Source organism: Lachnospira pectinoschiza, from assembly GCF_900103815.1.
GTDB classification, from domain to species: Bacteria; Bacillota; Clostridia; order Lachnospirales; family Lachnospiraceae; genus Lachnospira; species Lachnospira pectinoschiza_B.
In genome coordinates, this window is the sequence record NZ_FNHZ01000004.1 from 1 (window position 1) to 20,646 (window position 20,646).

At 37.4% G+C, this 20,646-nt stretch carries 19 protein-coding genes, 1 tRNA gene, 1 rRNA gene and 1 riboswitch; all 21 genes read right to left on the reverse strand.

Annotation, left to right across the window (positions count from 1 at the left end; genetic code table 11):
* Window positions 1-164, reverse strand: a 16S ribosomal RNA gene (locus BLQ66_RS07030); the annotation flags it as partial.
* Window positions 165-393: 229 nt separating this feature from the next.
* Window positions 394-479: transfer RNA gene (locus BLQ66_RS07035), tRNA-Ser, on the reverse strand.
* Window positions 480-1,229: 750 nt separating this feature from the next.
* Complete coding sequence (locus BLQ66_RS07040) at window positions 1,230-1,922, reverse strand: LrgB family protein (protein ID WP_074521574.1); 693 nt, start codon at window positions 1,920-1,922, stop codon at window positions 1,230-1,232.
* A gap of 3 nt (window positions 1,923-1,925) precedes the next feature.
* Window positions 1,926-2,291: a CidA/LrgA family protein gene (locus BLQ66_RS07045; protein ID WP_027432165.1), complete on the reverse strand. Its 366-nt coding sequence runs from the start codon at window positions 2,289-2,291 to the stop codon at window positions 1,926-1,928.
* A gap of 188 nt (window positions 2,292-2,479) precedes the next feature.
* Window positions 2,480-3,364, reverse strand: coding sequence for a hypothetical protein (locus BLQ66_RS11905; protein WP_074521575.1), 885 nt, complete (start codon window positions 3,362-3,364; stop codon window positions 2,480-2,482).
* A gap of 134 nt (window positions 3,365-3,498) precedes the next feature.
* Complete coding sequence (gene ispD, locus BLQ66_RS07055) at window positions 3,499-4,209, reverse strand: 2-C-methyl-D-erythritol 4-phosphate cytidylyltransferase (protein ID WP_074521576.1); 711 nt, start codon at window positions 4,207-4,209, stop codon at window positions 3,499-3,501.
* A gap of 85 nt (window positions 4,210-4,294) precedes the next feature.
* Window positions 4,295-5,368 (reverse strand): tRNA (adenosine(37)-N6)-threonylcarbamoyltransferase complex transferase subunit TsaD, encoded by a 1,074-nt coding sequence (gene tsaD / locus BLQ66_RS07060; RefSeq protein ID WP_074521577.1) that lies wholly within the window; start codon window positions 5,366-5,368, stop codon window positions 4,295-4,297.
* Window positions 5,369-5,479: 111 nt separating this feature from the next.
* Window positions 5,480-6,058, reverse strand: coding sequence for a DUF6715 family protein (locus tag BLQ66_RS07065; RefSeq protein WP_074521578.1), 579 nt, complete (start codon window positions 6,056-6,058; stop codon window positions 5,480-5,482).
* A 71-nt stretch (window positions 6,059-6,129) separates the two neighbouring features.
* Window positions 6,130-7,041, reverse strand: a complete 912-nt coding sequence (locus BLQ66_RS07070; protein ID WP_074521579.1) for a ribonuclease Z — start codon at window positions 7,039-7,041, stop codon at window positions 6,130-6,132.
* A gap of 44 nt (window positions 7,042-7,085) precedes the next feature.
* Window positions 7,086-7,544 carry a ribosomal protein S18-alanine N-acetyltransferase gene (gene rimI / locus BLQ66_RS07075; protein ID WP_242869335.1) on the reverse strand — a complete coding sequence of 153 codons (459 nt, stop codon included), beginning with the start codon at window positions 7,542-7,544 and terminating at the stop codon, window positions 7,086-7,088.
* A 10-nt stretch (window positions 7,545-7,554) separates the two neighbouring features.
* Window positions 7,555-8,265, reverse strand: coding sequence for a tRNA (adenosine(37)-N6)-threonylcarbamoyltransferase complex dimerization subunit type 1 TsaB (gene tsaB / locus BLQ66_RS07080; RefSeq protein ID WP_074521580.1), 711 nt, complete (start codon window positions 8,263-8,265; stop codon window positions 7,555-7,557).
* 2 nt (window positions 8,266-8,267) lie between these two features.
* Window positions 8,268-8,699 (reverse strand): tRNA (adenosine(37)-N6)-threonylcarbamoyltransferase complex ATPase subunit type 1 TsaE, encoded by a 432-nt coding sequence (tsaE, locus tag BLQ66_RS07085; RefSeq protein WP_027432173.1) that lies wholly within the window; start codon window positions 8,697-8,699, stop codon window positions 8,268-8,270.
* A 1-nt stretch (window position 8,700) separates the two neighbouring features.
* The gene (locus tag BLQ66_RS07090) at window positions 8,701-9,228 is read right to left on the reverse strand and encodes a hypothetical protein (RefSeq protein WP_074521581.1); all 528 of its coding nucleotides are present in this window, start codon (window positions 9,226-9,228) and stop codon (window positions 8,701-8,703) included.
* 192 nt (window positions 9,229-9,420) lie between these two features.
* Window positions 9,421-11,727 (reverse strand): Tex family protein, encoded by a 2,307-nt coding sequence (locus tag BLQ66_RS07095; protein WP_074521582.1) that lies wholly within the window; start codon window positions 11,725-11,727, stop codon window positions 9,421-9,423.
* A 263-nt stretch (window positions 11,728-11,990) separates the two neighbouring features.
* Entirely contained in the window at window positions 11,991-13,310 is a 1,320-nt protein-coding gene (locus BLQ66_RS07100) for an aspartate kinase (RefSeq protein ID WP_074521583.1), read from the reverse strand.
* Window positions 13,311-13,404: 94 nt separating this feature from the next.
* Window positions 13,405-14,625: a homoserine dehydrogenase gene (locus BLQ66_RS07105; RefSeq protein WP_074521584.1), complete on the reverse strand. Its 1,221-nt coding sequence runs from the start codon at window positions 14,623-14,625 to the stop codon at window positions 13,405-13,407.
* 100 nt (window positions 14,626-14,725) lie between these two features.
* Window positions 14,726-15,175 (reverse strand): ACT domain-containing protein, encoded by a 450-nt coding sequence (locus BLQ66_RS07110; protein WP_074521739.1) that lies wholly within the window; start codon window positions 15,173-15,175, stop codon window positions 14,726-14,728.
* Window positions 15,176-15,783: 608 nt separating this feature from the next.
* A complete protein-coding gene (locus BLQ66_RS07115; protein WP_074521585.1) occupies window positions 15,784-16,716 on the reverse strand; it encodes a CAP domain-containing protein in 933 nt (310 codons plus the stop codon).
* A 311-nt stretch (window positions 16,717-17,027) separates the two neighbouring features.
* A riboswitch (cyclic di-GMP riboswitch) is annotated at window positions 17,028-17,117 on the reverse strand.
* 184 nt (window positions 17,118-17,301) lie between these two features.
* Complete coding sequence (malQ, locus tag BLQ66_RS07120) at window positions 17,302-18,894, reverse strand: 4-alpha-glucanotransferase (protein WP_074521586.1); 1,593 nt, start codon at window positions 18,892-18,894, stop codon at window positions 17,302-17,304.
* Window positions 18,881-19,375: a chemotaxis protein CheW gene (locus BLQ66_RS07125; RefSeq protein ID WP_074521587.1), complete on the reverse strand. Its 495-nt coding sequence runs from the start codon at window positions 19,373-19,375 to the stop codon at window positions 18,881-18,883. Before BLQ66_RS07125 ends, malQ begins: the two co-directional genes overlap by 14 nt.
* 120 nt (window positions 19,376-19,495) lie before the next feature.
* On the reverse strand, window positions 19,496-20,629 hold the full coding sequence (prfB, locus tag BLQ66_RS07130; RefSeq protein ID WP_074521588.1) for a peptide chain release factor 2: 1,134 nt from the start codon (window positions 20,627-20,629) through the stop codon (window positions 19,496-19,498).
* Between the last annotated feature and the right edge of the window lie 17 nt (window positions 20,630-20,646).

The following is a 20,646-nucleotide window of genomic DNA, read 5'->3' on the forward strand; positions in this document are numbered from 1 at the left end:
TATCCCCCTGTATAAGGCAGGTTACCCACGCGTTACTCACCCGTCCGCCACTCAGTCAACAAATCGTCATCCCGAAGGAATCGTGATAAGTTGCTTCGTTCGACTTGCATGTGTTAAGCACGCCGCCAGCGTTCATCCTGAGCCAGGATCAAACTCTCATAAAAAGTTTTACCTTAGCTTAGTTCTGAACGAACTAGCTTAATAGTTTCGTTTCCGTTTAACATTACTGTTATTAAGGATAATCATTTCAAAACAAAATTTGTTTTACGATTGATTACTCGCTTGAATATTTCAAAGAATTTTCAAGGTTGTCATTCTGTTCAGTTGTCAAGGTTCAAATCAAATCCTTTGGATTTGATAGGCAAATTTAAAATCTGTGATTTTAAATTTGAGCGGAGAGGATGGGATTCGAACCCATGCGCCCGTGAAGACAAACGGTTTTCAAGACCGCCCCGTTATGACCACTTCGGTACCTCTCCAGAACATTTCTTAATGTTTTTTGTTTTGTTGTCGTTGCTGTATCGCAGCGACTTGATAATATTAACATTCATAACATTTTTTGTCAACACATTTTTCGAGTTTTTTTTAGATTTTTTGCGATAATTTCTATACTTTACAAATCCTTTTGACAGTCTATTTATCAGTAATTTTGACATCAAATTATAAGAAAATAAGGCGAAAACGTCGCAAAGCTAGATAAACACTAGCTTGGTTAGCATTTTCATAATAAAAGTGAGCTTAGGCTAGTGTTATTGTTGCTTAATTTTTGCTGCTTTTAAAAGAGATTTGGAGGATTAAAAAAAATTTGGGATTCTCTTTGATTTTAGGGCTTTTTGTGGTGTTTTCTTTTGTTTTTTCTTAATTTAAATTTGAAATTTAATTGCTTTTTGTGGGTTAAATAGACTACTAGAAATATAAAAAGCAGCTATGTGTATGCTAAATAAAAAGATTCGAATTGCAGATGACTATCAATATACATACAAAGGGTAGATATTTGATACGCATTTAGGATCATTAAATTAGCAAGTAGTATAGCTGCCTTGATTATTATATGAATGTTGTCTTTCTATATAAGTACATTTTCATGATATGGGTGTATCTCATATATATGTAATATTCACGTTATGGGTGTATCTCATATATATGTAATATTCATGATATGGGTGTATCTCATATATATGTAATATTCACGTTTTGGGTGTATCTCATATATAGATACATTTTCATAATTATAAGATTGAAGCAAAGAGGGGTGCAAGGATAACCGTGAGGATTCCTGCGACGGCGAGGGAGAGACTACTGATGGCGCCTTCTACTTCTCCGAGCTCCATTGCTTTTGATGTACCCATGGCGTGGCTTGAGGTGCCGATGGCGACGCCTTTTGCGATTGGGTGGTGGATTTTAAAGAGTTTGCATATGAGTTCTGCAAACATATTGCCAAAGATGCCAGTTACGATGATTGCAACGATGGTGATGGTGATGACGCCGCCCATCTCTTCCGAAACGCCGATACCGATTGCTGTTGTAATGGATTTTGGTAATAGGGTTACGTATGTTTCGTGGTTTAGCTTAAAGATTGTTGTGCAGGCTAGAACGCAGAGCATGCTAGTTATGGTGCCTGATAGGATGCCTGCCATGATGGCAAGACCGTTCTTTTTTAAGCTGTCCATTTGCTCATACATTGGAACTGCAAGGCAAACTGTAGCTGGTGTTAACAAATAGGATATAAAATCTGCTCCTTCTGAATAGCTTTGATAGTCGATTCCTGTAAAGGCAAGGAAGATGATTATTAGAGCTATGGAGATAAGGAGTGGATTGAATATGGCTATTTTAAGCTTCTTCTTTATTAAAACGCCAATGGCGTATGTGATCAGGGTTATGGTTACTCCAAAGAACACTGAACTTTCTAATACTTCCATGATTAATTAACTCTCCTGATTTAATCTTTCTTTTTTCCTAATTACTAATTGTGAGACTCTTCCTGAAACTACCATAACAATTAGGGTTGAGCCGATAATTGTAATGGTGAGTGGGAGCCATACCCCTTTTATGAGGCCCCATTTTTCAAGTAGGCCTACGCCTGCTGGGATAAACATTAGTGGCATAACTTCTATTAAAAAGTCGGCTATGTCTTTTACGTGCTCAACTTTTATAACTTTAAACTGAAGTAAAACAAATAATATTAGCATACCATAAATGCTGCCAGGGATTGGTAGGTCAATATAGTAGTGTATTAGCTCGCCCACAAATGATATGAAAATAATAATTAGAAACTGTCTAACATATTTCATTTTTGTTTTCCTTTCTTTCATTTTTTATAAATGTAAATGCCATAAAATTATAGTGCTTTAAATTGTTAAAAACTAGGTGAATTTTTCACAAAATAAAAAGGGGAATTGCCCACCTATCTTTATAAGTGAACAATTCCCTTTATTTATTAGATACAATTTGTATTAAATTCTATAATTGCCTAATCAGATTACTGCTGATTGTTGAAGCCGCCAAAGGACTGGTTCTGCTGATTAGGATTTGCCTGTGTAGCCTGTGGATTCTGAGGCTGAGCCTGCTGTGGCTGAGTCTGCTGTGGCTGTGCCTGATACTGCTGCTGTGGCTGGCCGTACTGCTGCTGTGGCTGCTGGTACTGTGGCTGGCCGTACTGCTGTGGCTGGCCCTGGAACTGTCCTGGCTGACCATACTGCTGTGGCTGACCCTGGAACTGTCCTGGCTGGCCATACTGCTGTGGCTGACCCTGGAACTGTCCTGGCTGACCGTACTGTGGCTGACCCTGGAACTGTGCATTAGTTGCACCGTAACCTGGACGTCCATTAGTAAGTGCAGCAAATGGGTTTAATACTGGTCTATACTGTACTGCCTTATATACGTAAGGAATGATAACACATTCGTTAATCCAGTATGATGCTGCTAAAATAATAGTTACAATAAGTTCTAATACAAAGCCTGCACCAAACTTGATCTGGATGATATCACCAAACCATGCCTTGTAGGCGTCAATAAGCTCTTCTGCCTGTTTAACATCGTCGTTGCTTACGATTACAGCAAGGATAAATACTACAAATGCTGCAATTGTAACGATTGTTGTTACTGCATTTAATACTGGATTTGACTTACCAAGTGCCTGAATTACAAAAAGCACAATTAATGCAATGATAACGATTAAGAATAATGTTCCAAAGAAGTTATAATTTATAAGATTGTATGATGTCTTATAACCTTCTTCAATCCAATCCTCTAATTCATCTGCACTTAAAACTACTCTCTTAATTGGTAAGAAAGCGAAAAAAAATGCTAGGATTGCTGCGCAAAAACCTACAATATTAGTTCTTTTTAAATTAAATTGGTTCATGGGACCTCCCTCATTATTATAATTTTTTATTAGATTATAGTATCATTGTTTTCTTTAGTCAAGCATAGTTATATTAACTCTTTAATTTAAATTACAGTTGTATAATAAATGCTTTTTAAAGCATTTAATTGACATTAATCAGTCTTATTCTTTGATAAGAAGCACTCTATAATTGCTAAATCTTCTGGGGTAGTGGCTTTTATATTCTTATAGCTTGATTCTGTTAAAAATGAATCTACGCCTGCAAACTTTGATACTACCATAGCATCATCGGTTACGCCGTTAGTTTCCTGGGCTTCATACATTTTCTTATAAGCATCTATTACAAGCTTAAGACCAAAGCTTTGCGGTGTTTGGATCTGATAGAGGCTGGCTCTATCTGGGGTCTTTATGGCAAAGCCTTCTTTGTTGGCCACTTTGATTGTGTCTTTTGCTTTTACTGCTGCAACGCTTGCCTTATATTTAAGAGCGTCGGCTACGCAGTTTTCTATTATGTCAGTTGTCACTAGTGGGCGGGCGCCATCGTGGATGAGGCATACATTTTCATCGGAAATATCAGCATTAGGAATCATTGATAAACCGGAGAACACTGAGTCGTAGCGCTCTTGTCCTGCTTTGGCGATTCCATATACTTTGTCGAAATTATACTCTTTTATGATTCCTTTGAAGTAATTCTCGTAGTTTGGTGAGGAAACAATTATAATTCGGTCGATTAGCGGGCTTTCCTGAAATGCTTTAAGTGAGTAGTAAATCAGGGGATGTCCTAGTATTTCAAGATACTGCTTTGGGGTATTTGAACCCATTCTTTTGCCTTTTCCGCCGGATAAAAGTATGCAATAATTCATAGTTTGCGCTCCTATTGTGACTAGTTTGTTATTATAGCTTATTAGTATTGTAGCTTGTATGTATTAGGGCTGCTGCCTTGTTAAGTTAAATTCTTTCGCCTAGTTTTAGGTTTGGCACTGCATTTAGGTCGAGGCCATGTCTTGTGCCTTTGATGTATTCGTAATATGCTGCGGCACCTATCATTGCGGCGTTATCTGTGCAGAGTACAAGAGATGGTGAGTAAAACTCGATGCCTTCTTTTTCGCACTCTTTTCTTAGGGTTTCGTTAAGGCAAGAGTTGGCTGCAACACCACCTGCGATGGCAAGCTTCTTTAGGCCGCTTTCCTTAGCTAGCATGATGGCTCTTGATACAAGGGCATCTACTACTGCCTTCTGGAAGGAAGCAACTAGGTCGGCTCTGTTGATTTCCTCGTGCTTCATCTCTGCCTGATTTATGTAATTTAGGACGGCTGACTTGATTCCACTAAAGGAGAAGTCGTATGGCGCATCATCCACATGTGCTCTTGGGAATTGTACTGCGTCTGGATTGCCTTCCTTACTTAATTTATCGATCTTTGGGCCACCTGGGTAACCAAGACCTACTGCACGAGCTACCTTATCAAAGGCTTCTCCTGCGGCATCATCTCTTGTTCTACCTACAATTTCGTATTCGCCATAATCAAGAACCTTTATTAAATGTGTGTGACCGCCAGATACTACAAGACCTGCAAATGGTGGCTCAAGCTCTGGGTATTCAATAAAGTTTGCAGAGATGTGACCTTCGATGTGGTGAACACCTACTAATGGCTTTTTAAGAGCCCATGCGAGAGCCTTTGCTTCTGCCACACCTACTAGTAAGGCGCCCACAAGGCCTGGACCGTATGTTACTGCGATTGCATCTATATCATCCCAAGTCATGTTAGCGTCTGCTAAGGCTTTCTTTATTACTGGGTTAATATTTTCAATGTGCTTTCTTGAGGCAATTTCAGGAACTACTCCGCCGTATTCTGTGTGAATGGCAATCTGAGTGTTAATTACACTTGAGATTACTTCACGTCCATTTTTTACAATTGCACAAGCAGTTTCATCACAAGAACTTTCAATTGCTAGGATTGTGATGTCCTTTTTATTCAAATTTTCTGTATCTGCTTTTATATCTTCACTTGTTAAATTACTCATAAATACTCCTAAAGTAAATGACATATTTTGGGCTTAGCCAGATTTCCTGACTAAGCCCCAGTTATCTAAATTATTCTATTACGATTCTTGCTTATTCGCAAGTTTCTTTTTTTACTCTTCCTCTGTTACATCTAACTCCCAGAAGAGAATCTTCCATTGGCCAGCGTCGTTTTTGCGCATGGTGTACTTATAGTAGGAACTGCGAAGGGTTGAGCCTTCTCTAAAATAATAGAGAACATGTATTGTGGCATACTGTCTTCCTTCAAAGGTTCCATACCTAGTGCCAGAGGCGGTTTGAACGGTGTAGCCGCTTATATAAATATTGGATTCTTTAAATTGTGATATTTCCTCTTTTAGACCAGCAAGAAATTCATTATATGGATGCTTTTGGTTTAACTCATCATCAAAAAGGATTCTTGCTTGCTTTGCAAGACCATCAATTAACTCTTCTTTAGTGTCCTTGTCATAGTAGCATTTACTAATGCGGGCATAGAGAGCTGCCACCTCTTTTGGTGACTCTGGATAGGTCTTTTCTATATCTCTATTGATTAATGCTGAGGCCTCATCGCTGGCAGCTGCCTGTTCGACTGCTTGTTGGGTTATATCTTTATTAGCTAGATAAAAATAATAACCTACCGCAGCTATTGCTAGCACACCTATTACGATTACGGTTCTAAGGTATTTTTTCATAGTATTCGTCCCCCAACGATATACATAATTTCACGTGTTATTCTAAAAATATAATATCACAATTTTTATTATTAGTCATCCTCAAAATTAAGTTCTATGCTTTGCTGATCTTTAGCTGCAATTACCTTTGGGAAAATGTGTTTAATTGAATCTACGTAGTCCCAAGGTCTTACTAAAGATGGGGAATAGTGAGTAAGCCAGAGTCTTTCTACTTTAGCTTCTTTTGCAAGCTTTGCTGCCTCTTTAAAGGTCATGTGCTTGTATTCCCTTGCTTTGTGATCTTTATCGTTCTCTCCGTACATGCCTTCGCAAATAAAGAGGTCGGAATTTTTAGCATTTTCAACAATTGCTGGCACTGGGCGAGTATCTGTACAATAGGTTACCTTGATGCCTTTTCTACTAGCTCCCATTACCATATCGGATGTAAAGGTCTTATCGTTAACCACTACATCTTCGCCATGCTGTAATTTATTCCAAAAATGAACTGGAATTTCTAATTCACGTGCTCTTACTGGGTCGAACTTTCCAATTCGTGGTATGCTAATTGAATAGCCATAGCAGGCTACTGTGTGATTTACCTTAAAGGCATCTATCTCATAGCCATTGATACTAAAGTGAGCAGATGGCTCTGTGATTTCGATACATTTTATTTCAAAGGGTAATTCAGGGGCGATTACTCGAAGGGAGTTAACTACTCTTTGCAAGCCCTTTGGACCAATTATAGTTAGGGGGGCTGTTCTTTCTGAGTTACCAATGGTTAATAGTAAACCTGGCAAGCCACTTATATGATCGGCATGGAAATGTGTAAAACAAATTACATCTATAGGGTTATAGCTCCAGCCCTTTTCTTTTATTGCTATCTGTGTTCCCTCTCCACAATCTACAAGTAAACTGCTGCCGTTATATCTTAACATCATTGATGTTAACCATCTTCCCGGAAGGGGCAACATACCGCTTGTTCCTAGCAAACATACATCTAACATTTTCTTACCTTTCTATTGCAAGTTATCTTGGTTTTCATTAATTATTAATTATTGTCGTTATTTATTATCTTGGACATAATAAGAGCGTCTTCTCTTGGTTTCTCATAGAAGTTCTTGCGCTTTCCTAAGTGTTTAAAGCCTAGCTTCTCATATAGCTTTATAGCTTTATCATTGGATTCTCTTACTTCTAGGAAAAATGCATTGATGCCTCTTTCATGTCCTTTTTCTTCTAAAATATTCATAAGCTTATAGGCTATTCCTAAACGTCTAAATCTAGAGTCTATGGCTACATTAGTTATCTCGCCTTCGTCTAGACTTTGCCATAAGCCGGCATATCCTGCAACTTCTCCGTCTTTATAAGCTACAAGATAAAGGGTGTTGTCATTGTCTATAGTATCTTTAAAAGAATCTCTTGACCAAGGTGTTGAAAAGGTTTCTTCTTCGATTCTTGAAACCTCATCTAGGTCTTCTTCTTTTAAAATGTCTATGTCTATATTATTCAAAATTATCACCTTAATTATTCTTAGCTTTCTTAGCTGCAAGTTCTCTTTCTGCCTGTGATGGTCTTAAATAATCTGGCTTAACATCATCTGAGGAAACTATCTTTCCTTCTTTTGCTAAGTCAAGGGCTCTAAGGCCAAGACTTGCTGCGTCCTGAAGTCTGTCTAGAGGAGAGGCTTCGCAGTGGTTAATAGATAGATTTTCATTAAAGTAATCTCTTGCTACTTTGATACCGTCTCCTAAGAATACTACGTCATTATAGGATTCGTTAAGTTCCTTTGTTAAGTCTTCAATTGAGATTAGGTTAGTTTCTCTAAGTTCAACTAACTTGCCTTCTTCAAATTTATAAATTGCGCTATATACATGCTTTCTCTTAGCATCCATAATTGGCACGATTGTCTTAGTCTGACCATATAGGTTATAAGCAAGGGCCTCAAGAGTCTTCACTGGAATCATCGGCTTATCCTTAGCTAGGGCAATTCCCTTAGCTGTAGCTACACCGATTCTTAGGCCTGTAAAGGAACCTGGGCCTACAGATACTGCTATGGCATCTAAATCATCTACGTCTGTTTCAGTCATTCTACAGATTTCATCTATCATTGGTAGGAGTGTCTGTGAATGTGTCTTCTTATGATTAATTGTGTAATTAGCTAAAACGCTGTCATCTTCTACAATAGCTACTGAGGCAGTTACTGCAGAACTTTCTATTGCTAAAATCTTCATTACTATTCGACCTTTCCCTCAACTTCAATTAAACGGTAATCAAAGCCTTTTTCTAAATCCTTCTTTATGCTTATCTTAATAGCTTCTTCAGGGATTATCTCTTCTACTAAGCTTGCCCATTCAATTAGGCAGACACCGTCTGAAAAGAAATATTCTTCATAGCCTATCTCGTCCATTTCATCTACGTCTGCGATTCTATAAACATCAAAATGATATAGAGGAATTCTTCCTTCATGATATTCTTGAACTATAGTAAATGTTGGGCTGTTAATAGGTTCATCAATTCCAAGGCCTTTTGCAAAGCCTTGTGTAAAGACTGTCTTTCCTACGCCTAAGTCACCTTCTAAGCAATAGATTTCACCTGAAGCTGCCTTTTGTCCTAATTCAAAGCCAAATTCAAAGGTCTCTTTTGAATTAAATGTTTCTTTTATCATTTTACTTTACTACTTTCTCTAACTTTTGCTTATTAACTTTTACCTGGAATGGTTTTAGCTTTTCCTTAGCAATATCAACAAAAGCAATTGCATCTTCTCCCATTGTTTCAATAGTTAATATATTAGCTCTTGCTTGGCTGCTATAGCAAAGGAGATTCTTACCACTAAACTTTATCTTATAGATATTATCCCAAGATAAATCTTCCGTCAACTCTCCCTGACTTAAAGTAATCTTATCAGTGCTAACAACATAATGCATTGGCTTTGTAAATATTTCTAATTTACTTTGCTTTCTTGCTGCAAGCATCATATTAATTATTGGATAAATGCCAAACATAACTGCAAAAAGGAATAACATCAAAGTATATGTAATAGTTGTATTACCAATTGAGATGATTCCAAATGCTAAAAATACAATTCCTGCTACTACGCCAAACCAGCCATTAAAGCTGTGAAAATTGTGATATAACTTAAAATCTATAAGGTCTTTTTTTGTTACCTGACTATCAAATTCAATTGTCTTGTCCACGGATAATAATCCTCCTTAATTAGTTTGAAAAATGTCACTTCTATTATACTAGCATAAATTAGACAGACTTCGTATTAATTTTTACTAAAATAAAGATAAGTTAGACTAAAAAATCGGGTAAGACAAGTGGTCCTACCCGAATCCGGCGCGCAAGACTCGCGAGCGAGTCTTGACGATTTGCGCTAAATGTAATTACTTATTCATAAACTTAGCAAGGCCGCTTAAGTTAAGCTCACCTGGCTTCTTTTTATTATTCTGTCTGTTCTTATTAAAGTTTTTATTAAATGGCTTCTTTCCCTGCTTTTTAGCATTTTCCTTAAACTCAGCCTTAGCCTTAGCTTCTGCTTCATCTAGGATCATTGAAAGTGCAATTCTTTCTTTAGCTGTATCAATCTCCATAACACGAACATCAATTACATCACCTACTGATACAACATCAAGTGGGTGATTTACTCTCTTAGTTGCACTCATCTGAGAAATGTGTACTAAACCATCCTGGTGAACACCGATATCTACGAAAACACCAAAGTCGATTACATTTCTTACTGTACCCTTAAGGATCATGCCTGGCTTTAAGTCCTTAATATCCATGATATCCTTTCGAAGGATTGGAGCTGGCATTTCATCTCTTGGATCACGTCCTGGCTTCTCAAGTTCCTTAATAATATCTTCAAGTGTAATTTCACCTACACCTAACTTGTCTGCCATTTCCTTAAGATTAGAAACCTTACTCTTAAGGTTTGTTAATTCACCCTTAGTAATTGAATTTAAATCATAGCCTAAATCTTCTAATAACTTAGCTGCTGCCTCGTAGCTTTCTGGATGAACACTTGTTGCATCAAGTGGATTGTCTCCATCTGAAATTCTCATGAAACCGGCACACTGCTGATAAGCCTTAGGTCCTAACTTAGATACCTTAAGTAACTGCTTTCTGTTAGTAAACTTACCATTAGTTTCTCTGAAATCTACAATATTCTTAGCTACCGTCTTTGATACACCTGAAATGTATTCAAGAAGGGAAGCGGATGCTGTATTAAGATCAACGCCTACCTTATTAACAGAATCTTCTACTACGCCTGAAAGAGTTTCTCCAAGCTTCTTCTGATTCATATCATGCTGATACTGACCTACACCAATAGCCTTAGGTTCAATCTTTACAAGTTCAGCAAGTGGATCTTGAACACGTCTTGCAATTGAAATTGCACCACGAGCTGCTACATCGTAATCTGGGAATTCTTCTGTTGCTAGCTTAGATGCAGAATAAACAGAAGCACCTGCTTCGTTTGTGATGATGTAGTCTACATTAAAGCCATTTTCCTTAATAATATCTGAAATAATCTGCTCTGATTCACGGGATGCTGTTCCATTACCGCAAGAGATAAGATTAACATTATACTTCTTAATTAAATCGGCAACTATCTCTTTAGCCTTATCTACCTGATTTCTTGGTTCTGTTGGGTAAACTACCTTATTATCAAGGACCTTACCTGTAGCATCTACAACAGCTAGCTTACATCCATGAGCATAACCTGGATCCCAGCCAAGTACAGTCTTACCTGCAATTGGTGGCTGTAATAGGAGCTGCTCTAAGTTCTTGCCAAAGACCTTAATAGCGCCATCTTCAGCCTTTTCTGTCATATCAGATCTTATTTCTCTTTCAATTGATGGTGCTATTAATCTCTGGTATGCATCTTCAATTGCCTTCTTTAAATATTCTGTTGTATATTCGTTATTCTCAGTAATAATCTGCTTTTCAAGATATCTTAAGATTCTGTCAACAGGTGCTTCAACCTTTACTGTAATAAACTTTTCTGCTTCACCTCTATTAATAGCTAAAATTCTATGACCTGGCATTGTTGCTACTGCCTCATTATAATCATAGTAATTCTCATATACAGACTCTGCGTCCTTATCCTTAGCAGCGCATACAATCTTACCTTCTTTTGAAGTAATATCTCTTATATAAGTTCTATAATCTGCCACATCTGAAATAGATTCAGCAATAATATCAAGCGCACCAGAAATAGCCTCAGAAGTGCTCTTAACTTCCTTGCCTTCTTCTTCAGATAAATAATTAGCTGCCTCTTCTTCTACTGAATGACTAGCCTTCTGTTCATAGATAAATGTAGCAAGTGGCTCAAGGCCTTTTTCCTTAGCCTGTGTTGCTCTTGTTCTTCTCTTCTGCTTATAAGGTCTATATAAATCTTCAACAAGCACTAAAGTTTCTGCTGCAAGGATTGCACATTTAAGTTCACTTGTAAGCTTGCCCTGCTCTTCAATGCTTGATATTACAGAAGCCTTTCTATCCTCTAATCCTCTTAAATACTTAAGTCTTTCATCTAAAACTCTTAATTGTTCATCATCAAGGGAGCCTGTAACTTCCTTACGGTATCTTGCGATAAAAGGAATTGTATTACCTTCATCTATTAATGATACTGCGGCTTCAACTTGAGATACTTTAATTTCCAATTCTTCTGCAATCTTCTTATTAATATCCATGTTGTAATAATCCTCTTTTCAAATTGTCTTAGACATAACGTCAACTTGTATAATTATAACAATACGAAAAAATTATGGCAATAAAAATGTGTTCCTGTTGAGGCAAAAACAACGACAAGCAACATGATAAACATTCAAAAAGGCGAACCCTTAAGGGTCCGCCCATTTAACACATACTAATTTAGGTAATTTTTATTCACTTTTTATTAGTTATAAGAAGCTAAAGCCACTAAGCTTCTTCTTGAATATGTAACCAGTCTAAATTACGCTTCCTCCTGTACGAATACTCCATAAATAGTTCTAATTGCATCTTCAAAATACTTGTTTCTAACACCAATGATAATATTAAGCTCTGATGAACCCTGGTCGATCATCTTGATGTTAATCTTTTCTTTAGCAAGTGCTGAGAAAATAGCGCCTGCAATACCCGAATTATTCTTCATTCCTCGTCCAACAACTGCGATTAAGCTTAGGTCTGACTCTAATTCGATTGTATCAGGGTTAACTGCTCTATGAAGGCCAGCAAGTACTTTCTGCTCTTTCTCCACAAATTCATCCTGATGAACAAAAACTGTCATTGTATCGATTCCTGAAGGCATGTGCTCAAAGGAAATTCCATTATCTTCAAATACCTGTAATACCTTACGACCAAAACCGATTTCAGAGTTCATTAATTCCTTATCGATGCTGATAGAAACAAAACCCTTCTTACCGGCAATACCTGTAATTGTATAACTTGGCACATTGCATGTTGTACCAACAATCATAGTTCCCTTATCCTGTGGTGCATTAGTATTACGAATATTGATTGGAATACCTTCCTTACGTACAGGGAAAATTGCCGATTCATGAAGTACTGAAGCTCCCATATATGAAAGCTCTCTTAACTCCCTGTATGTAATTACATCAATTGACTTAGGGTTCTTAACTATTCTTGGGTCAGCAGCCATAAATCCAGAAACATCAGTCCAGTTCTCATAAACATCTGCTTTAACAGCACGCGCAACAATTGAGCCTGTAACATCTGATCCACCTCTTGAGAAGGTCTTGATTTTACCATTAGCTGATACGCCGTAGAATCCCGGAATAACGGCTCTTTCAACCTTGGCAAGTTTCTTTTGTAATGTTTCATTAGTTTTCTCTGAATCGAATTCCCCGTTCTTATCAAAGAAAATCACTGTTGCTGCATCGATAAATTCATATCCTAGGTATTCAGCCATTATAATACCATTTAGATACTCACCTCGTGATGCTGCATAATCACTACCTGCAAGATTCTCAAAATTTTTCTTTATAGTCTTGAACTGGTCCGCTAAGCTTAGCTTTAAACCAAGTCCCTTGATGATTTCGTCATATCTCTCCTTAATTGCCTGAAGAGACTTATCTATATTCTTTCCATTTTCAGCTTCTGCGTAACATTTGTAAAGCATATCTGTTACCTTAGTATCCTCTGAAAATCTCTTTCCTGGTGCAGAAGGAACTACATATCTTCTTTCTTCTTCTGCTCTGATAATATTACCTACTTTTTTAAACTGTTCAGCACTAGCAAGTGAACTACCACCAAATTTAACTACTTTAATCATTGTTTCTCCTTCATAAATCCCATTTATATGTCTTATTTTTGCAAAAGTCTATGTCTTATTTTTACAAAAATATTTGTGTCACATTTTTACAAAATTAATTTAAAACTGTATCATCAACTCTAATTCTTGTAATCATATCAAGTTTAGAAACTGACTCATTAAATTCTTTTTCTGTCATCTTCTCAGTAAAGAATGCATACTCATCTGTTAAATCGCTTAATTCAACTATGTTGATTTCTCCTGAAAATGCATCCATTGCCTTCTTAGTATCTTTACCCTTAACTCTTACAAAGAAAGCTCTTACTTCATCATTAGTATCACCTAAATCTAATTCTTCTTCTGACCAGAAGACTTCCTGGTGATTGCTTAGATTCTTTACACAATCTACAACGTCTGCACATACTGCAGCTGCTGTTGGTAGCTTACCAGCGCCTGAACCAAAGAACATTAAATCTCCTACCATGTTACCATTTACATAAATGCCATTTAAAACGCCGTTTACGTTATATAATGGATGGTTCTTATCAATCATAAATGGAGCTGTAATTGCATAAACCTTGCCATCTTTTACATAGCTGCTTGCAAGTAGCTTAATTACACAACCAAGCTTCTTAGCATAAGCAAAGTCTTCGTTAGAAATCTTAGTTATACCTTCGCAAGTTACATTCTTAAACTTTACTGTCTTTCCTGAATAAAGGGATGTAAGAATTGAAATCTTACGACATGCATCATGTCCTTCTACATCAGCTTCAGGATTACGTTCTGCATAACCAAGTTCCTGTGCTTCCTTTAAAACATCTTCATAAGAAGCACCTTCCATGCTCATCTTAGTTAAAATGTAATTAGTTGTTCCGTTCATAATGCCTGTAATCTTGTTAACCTTATCTGCTGTAAGGCTTGTGTTAAGCGGACGGATAATTGGAATTCCACCGCCAACTGATGCTTCAAACATAAAGTTAACATTCTTTGACTTAGCAAGGGCAATTAGTTCTGGTCCCTTTGCTTCAACTAAAGCCTTATTAGAGGTACACACACTCTTTCCAGCCTCTAAGCAAGCCTTAACAAACTTGTAGGGTACATCTACGCCGCCCATAACTTCTACTACTACATCGATCTCCTTATCATTAACGATTAAATCAATGTCATGTACAATCTTTTCTTGAATTGGATCTCCTGGGAAATCTCTTAAATCAAGAACTGATTTAACTACTACCTCTTCTCCTGCCTTTAGCTTTACTGAATCTGCGTTACGTTCTAGAACTTCTACTACGCCAGAACCTACTGTGCCGTATCCTAATACTGCAACCTTTGCCATTTACCTTGTCCTCCTAATCAACATTTACTACATATCGCCTATATAACTATTATCAATAATTATCTAATTCACTATAATCAAATTCTTTACTATCTAAACTTTATAAAGTTGCATCTGAACTTAAAATCTTTAGATATCTTACTCCGTGTAAGGATTCGATCTCCTCAATCATCTTTGATGGGTCGAGGGTTTCTTGTAAGATTTCTACACTTAAGGTTAATGATGCAACACCATTAACTGGAATTGTCTGATGAATTGTTAATAAGTTAGCCTTAAAATCTGCCACTTTCTTTAAAACAAGAGAAAGAATTCCAGTTTCATCATTCATTGATAATACGAAGGTAATGGTCTTACCCTTAACATTATCTCTAAATGGGAAAATATCATCTTTATACTTGTAATAAGAACTTCTACTAATCCCCACTTGTTCTGTAGCATCTGCTACGCTTATATTACTTGATTCTATAAGTTTGTTAGCTTCAGCCACCTTTAATAAAACTTCTGGCAGGGCCTTTTGCTTAACAACATAATACTTAATGTTCTCATCCATAATTTCACCCATGTTTTTGTTTTTCTACGAAAGACAACTGTCTTTCGTAGAAAGAATATTAACATATATATTGGAATTATGCAAGGGAAATTAGCAGAAAAATAATAATTTTTCGCATAAAAAACCCCTCGTGAAACGGGAGAGAAAAACACGAGGGGTGTATTTAAAAACAAAGCAACAGCTTTATTTTTAAAACAATATAAAATTGTCTGGGGTTCCTTCTTCCTTTAGGTAACTCCGGGGCTATGATTGGGGAAAGCCCCGGATCCTTGGGGGAGAGGGAAAGACAATAGGGGCTTAGGGGAACTCCCATTGCCTTTATATATGCAAGATACGGCGGGGGGAGGATTGCCATATCCTACATCTAAAAAGTCCTAAGACTTAATAGCAAAGTTATATAAATTTTTAAATGCTAAGCGACAGTCTGCCTTATCAACATTTGGGGACAAGCACATGTCCTGTCGCTTAAGCACTGTAAAATTAGGTAACTTCTACTTTAACCATTGGTTAAAGTCTTCTCTTAACGATGACTTTAAATCAGGCTATTTCCTAACTTAGGTTTCATCTTGTAGGATATTCAAATTTAGCTTATACGCAAACTTGTAACACTAATTCATAAATATTGCTACCCAGTAGTACTTACCTGCTGAGTCTTGTGCAACTCCCACGCCTACTCTTGTATACTTAGAACTTACCATACAATTATAGTGGGCTTGTGAGTCATGCCATCCTTGTACAATAGCTGCTGGAGTTGATTGATATCTTCCCATTACCTCTCCAAAGCTACCATATTGTCCATAGTAATAGCATATTGTCTTAGCTTCTTTATAACTTCCATCTGCTGCATAGAATGGTCTTCTATGATGTCCACCTGAATAGTCAAAGAAATTATTGTCAGCATTCTCTACTGCTCTATGACAAGCCATTATTGTTAAACTGCTATCGAATGATACTGCTGCTTGACCAACGGCTGCTCTTTCCTCGTTAATAAGGTTATAAACCTGTTGAATATATGATGAATAAACACCTGCATTAGTTGCTGCCATACTATGATACTCATCGTCTGATCTATGAGCATTAATACTTAATTCTGTTGCTGCCTGAGTAGGAGCTTGTGTTGGAGCCTCTGTTGCTGCCTGTGTAGCTGCTTGTGTTGGCGCCTGTGTAGCTGCCTGTGTTGGCGCTTGTGTTGGGGCCTCTGTTGCTGCCTGTGTTGTTTCTTCTTGTGTTGGGGCTTCAGTCTGACTTTGTGTTGTTGATTCATTAGCGCTGCCAGTTGAGCCTACTACTGCTTTATATCCCATATCTGTCTCCTGCTCGTCTACATTGATTTTCCCTGTTCCTGTAGCTAACTCGCTTTCTCCTGCAACTGATCCGCTATTGCTTGTATCAGTTGTATTCGCTGCTGCCACACTCACTGATGCGCTCTTTTTTGAATTGTTGCTTCCTGCAACGTTAATTGCGATAAATGCACCTGTTCCCATAACTAAAAGTGCTGCAATAATTGATAAAAACTTTACATTTTTTCTAGAATTCCTCATAATCATATCTCCCATTCTCCACGCCAAGTTTTAAATGTTACATATGAGTACTAGATAAACTTCTTACGTAAAAATCTTAAGCCATCCTGCTTATCTGACTCCCCGAGTCTTATTCGACCTCCCTGTCTTATGCGACTTCCTTGTCCAATCCCTAGTAAGTTAACCTCCTTGTTAACTTAAAGATTACTTAAACAGTTGTTTAAAATAAAAAAGCACCCTTACCGGGTGCAGAATAAACTTCATTAAAACTCTAACATAACTAGCTTTTTACATCCCTGTAAACTTCTAGTTATTAAAAGTTAATCGAAATAAAGTGCAACCGGCTATCATTCCTTCATCCTTGAAGGTTTAGACCCTTGGCTTTGCGTCCTTAGCTTTCGCTAAGTTTGCCAACATATTAAGTTCTCTTTCTATCTTTATTATATCAGCTATATATCATAAGTAAATGGTACTTTAGTACTATTTTATGTTGTTTTGGAAAATTTAGGGTTATAAAATAATTTTATGGATTTTTTTACATTTTAAAAAGTACAATCCGCCCAGTTAAAGACGAATTGTACTTTGATTATTAGTTTTCTTCTATTATCATACACGTTCTCTATCAAAAACGCTAGCGTAATATTTCATTACGTTAAGACATTTTTCATCAAGAGCACCTTTAGTCATACGCCACTTCCAGTTAGTGCCTGTGCTTGAAGGCATGTTAATTCTTGCATGATTATCAAGACCTAAAATGTCCCAGACGCCAAAAATTGTAAGGACTGCCACTGAACTATAGGCAGCTCTAAACATTTTATCCAAAAGCTCTTCCCTATTCTTAGTTCCTAAATAGTCAAAAGCATAGGCAAGCTCGCTATCTGGCCTATCTTTAAAGAAGCCCACAATGGTTTCGTTATCATGGGTGCCTCCATAAACTACGCAATTTTTCTCATAGTTATAAGGCAAATGTGGATTATCCCTGCTGCCACCAAAAGCAAATTCAAGGACCTTCATACCTGGATATCCGTTATATTCTAGAATTTCATTGACCTCTTCTAGGTAGACGCCTAGATCTTCTGCTATAAGCTTCTTATCCCCAAGTTCTTCGTTAATGGCATCAAGAAGGGCTTGTCCTGGTCCTTTTTTGTAGCTTCCATTCTTTGCATTCTCGTCAGCCTCAGGAACTGTATAGTACTTTATAATGCCTAGGAAATGGTCGATTCTTATAACATCGTAGAGCTTGGTCTGCCATTTTACCCTATCTCTCCACCATTTAAAATCATCTTTTGCCATCTTATCCCAGTCGTAGAGCGGATTTCCCCACTTCTGGCCATCGGCACTAAAATCATCTGGTGGAACTCCTGCAACCTTAGTTGGCGTTAAGTTCTCATCCAATTGAAACTGTTCTTGGCCTGCCCAGACATCCACGCTGTCATAGCCCATATAGATTGGAATATCCCCAATAATTTCTATATCAAAGCTGTTGGCATAGGCCTTTAATTTATCCCACTGCTCAAAGAACTTATACTGAATAAATTGCCAGAAACATATCTCATCCTTTAGCTCTTCTTCCTTTGCCTTTAAGGCCTTTTCTTTTCTAAAACGAAGATCATCCTCCCAGCTTGCCCAGGATTTGTGGTCGTTTTCAGCCTTTAGGGCCATATAAAGAGCGTAGTCTTCTAGCCATTTAGTTTCCTTTATGAATTTTGAAAATGCATCCGCTTTACTTTTGTCTGTCTTTATAAGCTCAAGGAAACGCTTAAAGGCAGTTCTTAGAATTGTGTAGCGGTTTTTATACATTTTCTCATAACTAACGTATCTACTGTCCCCTAGTTTAATATCATAGGCTTTCTCATACTGTCCTAGTAGAGCTTGTTGCTCTGTTACTTCAACAGGGACAAAGCCATCGCCCCAGTCTAGGGCTAATACCTCGGACTTTAAGAGTAACTTCTCCTCAATTAAGATGTCTAGGTCGATAAAATATGGATTTCCTGCATTAGCTGAATAGGACTGGTAAGGGCTGTCGCCGTAGGTTGTTGGGCCAAGGGGCAAAACTTGCCAGTACTTGTGCTTGCTCTCCTTTACAAAATCTACAAATTCATAGGCTGCCTTTCCTAAGCTTCCTATGCCGTAAGGCGATGGCAGGGAGCTTATGGGCATTAAAATTCCTGCACTTCTTTTAAATTTAGTCTTGTTCATTCTCCACCTCTTTATTAGCGGCCTCCTTCACCTTCTCGATGTCTGATAATTCTTCCTTTGAAAGAATGGCATCTACGTTTAGTAAAACCACTAATTTACCATTAATGTTGGCTACTCTGTCAAAAACCTCTTCCCCTGGTTTTTTAGCTAATTCGGGCATTTCGCTAATGTTAGCGCTTTCCACATCCCCTATGTGTAAAACGCTATCTACTGTTATAGCTAATTTAGTATCTTTAGTTCTTATAACGATTATACTCTTATCGGCTGGATTAGCACTATCCCCGGCAAAAGTGAACTTCTTCTTTAAATCATAAAGAGGAATTATGTCTCCTCGAAGATTAATAATACCTTCTACACAAGGAGATTCATTAGGTATTCTTACCGCTTTTACCTGTTTTTCAATTGATAGGATTAGACTTATATCCACGCCAAAGAGATGTCCATTTAATGAGAAAACAACTGGTTTGATGTAACTTGCCATGTATTATCCTCCTTGAATTAGCTTTCCTTTATAAGGATTTGTAGCTTTTATTTCTCCCGTTTATAACTAAAAATATTATAGCACATTTTATTAATAGTGAGAATATATTAGAATTCATATTTAATTGTCAGTTTCTTCGTTGGCCTTCTGGCCTGTGCTTATATAGATTAAATAAGCATTGATAAATGGGTCGATATCACCATCAAGAACCATCTGAGCGTTTCCAATATCCTTGGCTGTTCTGTGGTCTTTTACCATAGTATATGGCTGTAAAATGTAACTTCTAATCTGGCTTCCGAAATTGATATCCTTAACGTCTCCTCGAATATCTGCGGCATTCTTTGCATTTTCCTCTTGAGCAAGTAAATACAATCTAGACTTTAACATCTGCATAGCCTTGTCTTTGTTTTGATGCTGAGAACGCTCATTCTGACACTGTACTACGATTCCTGTTGGAAGGTGAGTAATTCTAATGGCAGAACTTGTCTTGTTGATATGCTGTCCACCGGCACCACTTGAGCGGTAAGTATCTATTCTTAAATCATCGTCGTTAATTTCAATGTCGATATCCTTGTCAATATCTGGCATAACATCGCAGGAAACAAAAGATGTCTGTCTCTTGCCTGCTGCATTAAATGGAGAAATTCTAACTAGTCTGTGGATGCCATGTTCTGACTTTAAATGGCCATAGGCATTATCACCTGAGATTTCAATAGTTACAGACTTAATTCCTGCTTCTTCACCATCAAGGTAATCAATGATTTCATAGCTATAATCATGCTTTTCTGCCCATCTTGTGTACATTCTATAAAGCATCTGACACCAGTCGCAGCTCTCAGTTCCACCTGCTCCTGCATGAAGAGTAAGAATGGCATTACAGCTATCATATTCGCCGGATAAAAGAGTTTCAATTCTTAGATTATCCATGTTAGTTTCTAGCTTACTAAGTTCCTCTTCTACTTCTGCTACAAGGGAAGTATCTTCGTCTTCTTCTGCCATTTCAATTAAAGTCTTAATGTCTTCAAGACTTTGCTTTAGGGCGTCGTAATTCTCAAAGCTAGACTTTAAGCTCTTTAATTCCTTCATCTCTTTATTGGACTTGTCGGGATTGTCCCAAAAGCCTGGAGCTTCCATATCTGCTTCTATCTCTTCTATTCTTTTTGCCTTAGAATCAAGATCTAGGGATTCTTTGATTCCATTAAGAGGTTTTTCTAAGGCCTCTAATTTTAATTTAAACTGATCGTATTCAACCATATCGGCTCCTTTAACTT

Bases quoted from the DNA above. Each gene is read 5' to 3' on its own strand.
- BLQ66_RS07095 (WP_074521582.1), bottom strand. From the start codon at position 11,727: ATGGATATTAATAAGAAGATTGCAGAAGAATTGGAAATTAAAGTATCT.
- tsaB (WP_074521580.1), bottom strand. From the start codon at position 8,265: ATGAAGATTTTAGCAATAGAAAGTTCTGCAGTAACTGCCTCAGTAGCT.
- BLQ66_RS11905 (WP_074521575.1), bottom strand. From the start codon at position 3,364: ATGAACCAATTTAATTTAAAAAGAACTAATATTGTAGGTTTTTGCGCA.
- BLQ66_RS07045 (WP_027432165.1), bottom strand. From the start codon at position 2,291: ATGAAATATGTTAGACAGTTTCTAATTATTATTTTCATATCATTTGTG.
- tsaD (WP_074521577.1), bottom strand. From the start codon at position 5,368: ATGAGTAATTTAACAAGTGAAGATATAAAAGCAGATACAGAAAATTTG.
- BLQ66_RS07125 (WP_074521587.1), bottom strand. From the start codon at position 19,375: ATGGCAAGTTACATCAAACCAGTTGTTTTCTCATTAAATGGACATCTC.
- BLQ66_RS07110 (WP_074521739.1), bottom strand. From the start codon at position 15,175: ATGGATGAGAACATTAAGTATTATGTTGTTAAGCAAAAGGCCCTGCCA.
- prfB (WP_074521588.1), bottom strand. From the start codon at position 20,629: ATGGTTGAATACGATCAGTTTAAATTAAAATTAGAGGCCTTAGAAAAA.
- ispD (WP_074521576.1), bottom strand. From the start codon at position 4,209: ATGAATTATTGCATACTTTTATCCGGCGGAAAAGGCAAAAGAATGGGT.
- BLQ66_RS07105 (WP_074521584.1), bottom strand. From the start codon at position 14,625: ATGGCAAAGGTTGCAGTATTAGGATACGGCACAGTAGGTTCTGGCGTA.
- tsaE (WP_027432173.1), bottom strand. From the start codon at position 8,699: ATGATAAAAGAAACATTTAATTCAAAAGAGACCTTTGAATTTGGCTTT.
- BLQ66_RS07100 (WP_074521583.1), bottom strand. From the start codon at position 13,310: ATGATTAAAGTAGTTAAATTTGGTGGTAGTTCACTTGCTAGTGCTGAA.
- BLQ66_RS07065 (WP_074521578.1), bottom strand. From the start codon at position 6,058: ATGAAAAAATACCTTAGAACCGTAATCGTAATAGGTGTGCTAGCAATA.
- BLQ66_RS07115 (WP_074521585.1), bottom strand. From the start codon at position 16,716: ATGAGGAATTCTAGAAAAAATGTAAAGTTTTTATCAATTATTGCAGCA.
- BLQ66_RS07070 (WP_074521579.1), bottom strand. From the start codon at position 7,041: ATGTTAGATGTATGTTTGCTAGGAACAAGCGGTATGTTGCCCCTTCCG.
- malQ (WP_074521586.1), bottom strand. From the start codon at position 18,894: ATGAACAAGACTAAATTTAAAAGAAGTGCAGGAATTTTAATGCCCATA.